The organism is Mesorhizobium sp. P3_A9 (assembly GCF_056402975.1).
This window is the reverse complement of sequence record NZ_JBFUGJ010000475.1, coordinates 1-3,638: the sequence shown is the minus strand read 5'-3', so window position 1 is coordinate 3,638 and position 3,638 is coordinate 1. Positions and strand designations below refer to the sequence as shown.

General features: G+C 62.7%; 4 protein-coding genes. 1 reads left to right on the top strand and 3 read right to left on the bottom strand.

What is annotated here, in order from left to right:
• A partial coding sequence (locus AC1DX0_RS32820) for an ATP-binding cassette domain-containing protein (RefSeq protein ID WP_477358527.1) occupies positions 1-914 on the top strand: 914 nt, incomplete at its 5' end.
• A gap of 105 nt (positions 915-1,019) precedes the next feature.
• Here the strand turns inward: AC1DX0_RS32820 and AC1DX0_RS32815 are convergent.
• The 3 genes from AC1DX0_RS32815 to AC1DX0_RS32805 form a co-directional block, all read right to left on the bottom strand.
• A complete protein-coding gene (locus tag AC1DX0_RS32815) occupies positions 1,020-1,757 on the bottom strand; it encodes an SDR family oxidoreductase (protein ID WP_477222630.1) in 738 nt (245 codons plus the stop codon).
• 9 nt (positions 1,758-1,766) lie between these two features.
• The gene (locus AC1DX0_RS32810) at positions 1,767-3,245 is read right to left on the bottom strand and encodes an aldehyde dehydrogenase (RefSeq protein WP_477222629.1); all 1,479 of its coding nucleotides are present in this window, start codon (positions 3,243-3,245) and stop codon (positions 1,767-1,769) included.
• Positions 3,246-3,286: 41 nt separating this feature from the next.
• A partial coding sequence (locus tag AC1DX0_RS32805; RefSeq protein ID WP_477358525.1) for a carboxymuconolactone decarboxylase family protein occupies positions 3,287-3,638 on the bottom strand: 352 nt, incomplete at its 5' end.

Genomic DNA, 3,638 nt, shown 5'->3' with positions numbered 1-3,638 from the left:
GCCATGCGCTCGAGGAAGCGTTGCACCTGTCGGACCGCATCACGGTGATGCGCGACGCCAAGGTCGTCGTGACCGACGAGACGAGCAAGTTCGACCGCGAGCGTGTTGTGCATGCGATGGTCGGACGCAGTCTCTCCGGCGAACTCTATTCCGGCCAGGCACGGGTGGCGCGCCCAATGGGCAGAAAGATACTTAGCGTCGAGAATCTTTCGATGGGCAATACGGTGCGCAACACCTCGTTCTCCGTGTTCGCCGGACAGGTAACGGGCGTGTTCGGCCTGGTCGGCGCTGGACGCACGGAAACGATGAAGATCGTGGCCGGCGTGCTGAAGCGCGATTACTTCCATGGTGGCACGGTGCGCTTCGAAGGCCGGCCGGTCCGCTACCGCACGCCACGGCCAGCGGTGCGTGACGGCATCGTCTATGTGACCGAGGACCGCAAGATCGAGGGCTTCTTCGAAACCATGACGATCGCTGGCAATATCCAGCTTGGACACCTCGCCACCGGTGACAATCCGTTGACGCCGGTAGCTCCGCGGCAAGGCCGGGAACTGGCTATAGAATGGACGAAGCGGCTGGGCGTCAAGGCGATCGACGCCGACGCGCGCATCATCGAACTCTCCGGCGGCAACCAGCAGAAGGTGGTCTTGGCCAAGGCACTGGTCCAGAAACCCAAGCTGGTCATCCTTGATGAGCCAACACGCGGGGTCGACGTCGGAACCATCGTCGAGATTCACAACTTCATCAACGAGCTTGCCGACAGCGGCATGGCCGTGGTGGTGATCTCGTCCTATCTGCCTGAAATCAAGAGCCTGTCAGACCGGATTCTTGTGGCGAGGCAGGGCCGGATCGTTGAGGAGATGGACATCGACGAGGCAACCGAAAGCCGGATCATGTACGCAGCTGTCCACTGAGCATGCGGGGGCTGACCAGCATTGGCCGGCCAAAGTTCGTTTCGACGGATGGATCGGAAAACCTTTGGCGGGAACGGGCGTTGCGTGACGCCGATGCCCCGGCTCCTACCACCTGTTGGTGGGCACGACGAAGATCTGCGCGATCTGGACGTGCGGCGGCTGGTCAAGTGCGAATAAGACACACCGGGCGATGTCGTCGGGGTCGAGCGCCATGCCGAACCGCTCGAAATATTCTCGGGCCGCCTCCTCGTCGCCGCGAAGGCGGGACGCGACAATGTTGGTGCGGGTGAGCCCCGGCAAGATCTCGATCACGCGGATGGCGGTCTCCGCCAATTCGCCGCGAATGATATCGCTCAGCATATGCACGCCGGCCTTGCTGGCGGAGTAGGGCGCCTGGTCCGGCACCATGCGGATGGCGCTGATGGAACTCATGTTGACGATGTCGCCACGTCCGCGCTTGACCATTCCCGGCAGGATCGCCCGCGTCACGCGCATCAGGCCGATGAGGTTGGTCTCGATGATCGCCGACCAATCGTCGGCCGAGCCGATGTCGAAGCGGGTACGCCCGCCGATGTCATGCCCGGCATTGTTCACCAGTATGTCGATATCGCGGAATTCCGGCGGCAGCCGACCCAGGCAGTTGGCGACCGCAGCGCCGTCTGCAATATCAAGGTCGAGCGGGAAGACGTCGGCACCGAGTTCGCCTGCCAGGACAGCCAGGCTATCTTCCTGACGATCCGCCACCACGATACGGCAGCCCTTGCCGTGAAGGCCCAGACAAACCGCCCTTCCGATGCCGCTCGCGGCGCCGGTGACGAAAGCGATCCTTTGCCGATCGGTCATGGTCGGGCTTCAGCGCTGCACGAACGGGTTGGGCACGTTGCCACTGATGTCGATCCAGACACTCTTTTCCTGCAGATACTCCCGAATAGCCGACAGGCCGCTCTCGCGGCCGATGCCGGAACGCTTGAAACCGCCAAATGGCGACATGTAACTCACCGCCCGGTAGGTGTTGATCCACACCGTGCCTGCCTTGAGTTTCTGCGACATGGTCAAGGCGCGCGTTATGCTTTGCGTCCACACGCCTGCCGCCAGCCCGTAGATCGTGCCGTTGGCGATTTCGATCGCCTCCTCGTCACTCTCGAAGGGAATGATCGCCAGCACGGGACCGAAAACCTCCTCCTGGGCGATGCGCATCTTGGGGCCGACATCGGTAAAGATTGTCGGCTCGACGAACCAGCCGTCGCCGCAGGCCGGATCGGTGGGCCGCTTGCCGCCAAGCGCGAGCTTGGCGCCTTCCGCCTTGGCGATCTCGATATAGTCGAGAATCTTGGCAAGTTGCGGCCGGGTCGTGATCGGCCCAACCTGCGTGTCATTGCTGGAGGGATCGCCGATCCGCGCGGTTTTGGCGAAAGCCACCAGCGCATCGACGAAAGCCGGATAGATCGAGCGGTGAACGAGCGCCCGCGATCCCGCGATACAGGTCTGGCCGCTGGCCGCGAAAATGCCGGAGACGACACCCTTGACGGCATCGTCAAGCACAGCGTCCTCGAAGACGATGTTGGCGGATTTTCCGCCGAGTTCCAGCGTAACGGGTTTTATCGAGCGCGCCGCGATCTGATAGACGCCTTGGCCGGTCCGATCGCCGCCCGTGAATGCAATCTTGTCGATGCCCGGATGAGACACCAGCTGTTCGCCGATCTCGTTGCCGAAGCCGGTGACGATGTTGACGACCCCGGGCGGAAAGCCGGCTTCCTCGAAAAGCGCCCCGAATTCGAGGGCTGAAGCGGAGGAGAACTCGGAGGGTTTCCAGACGATGGTGTTGCCGGCAGCCAAGGCCGGGGCCAGTTTCCAGGTCGCTAGCATCAATGGCGAATTCCACGGGGTGATGGCGGCCACCACGCCCAGCGGCTCCTCGCGGGTGAAATTGAACACGCCGGGCTTGTCGATTGGGATGACACGTCCCTCGACCTTGTCGGCCAGTCCGGCGAAATAATAGTACCATTGCGGCATGTATCTGAGCTGGCCGCGCATCTCTGCGATCAGTTTGCCATTGTCACGGGTTTCGATGTCGGCCAGGCGATCAGCGTTGGCGGTGAGAAGATCGGCGAAGCGCCTGATCAGGCCGCCACGGGCGCTGGCGCTCAACGCCGACCATGACGGTGCGTTGAACGCCTGCGTGGCGGCCGTGACCGCACGGTCGACGTCCCCTGCGCCGGCACGCGGGATTTGCGCCCAGGCCGTGCCGGTGAAGGGATTCTCAGTGTCAAACGTCCGACCGTCCAGGGCATCTGCCCATTGGCCGCCGATCAGCATCTGGTATTTCTTCATGTTGATCCCGTCTGCCGCGTCAACGGCCAAGAAGACGTTGGTCAGGCTTTCTCAGCATCGAACTCGGCAAAGGCCTCGCGCGCGATGCGGAACGAGTCTACGCCGGCCGGCACGCCAGCGTAGATTGCCACCTGCAAGAGGACTTCGCGGATCTCTTCGCGGCTGACGCCATTCCGCAGGGCACCTTTGGTGTGCATCTTGAGCTCGTGGGGCCTGTTGAGGCAGCTGAGCATGGCAAGGTTCAGCATCGAGCGCGTCTTGCGTGGCAGTTCCTCGCGACCCCAGACCGCACCCCAGCAATACTCGGTCACGAGCTCCTGCATAGGACGGTTGAAGTCGTCCGCCGCGGCAAACGACTTCTCGACGAACTCCTTGCCCAGCACTTCCTTCCGG

Coding starts and splice junctions, on each gene's coding strand:
- AC1DX0_RS32810 (WP_477222629.1), bottom strand. CDS start 3,245: ATGAAGAAATACCAGATGCTGATCGGCGGCCAATGGGCAGATGCCCTG.
- AC1DX0_RS32815 (WP_477222630.1), bottom strand. CDS start 1,757: ATGACCGATCGGCAAAGGATCGCTTTCGTCACCGGCGCCGCGAGCGGC.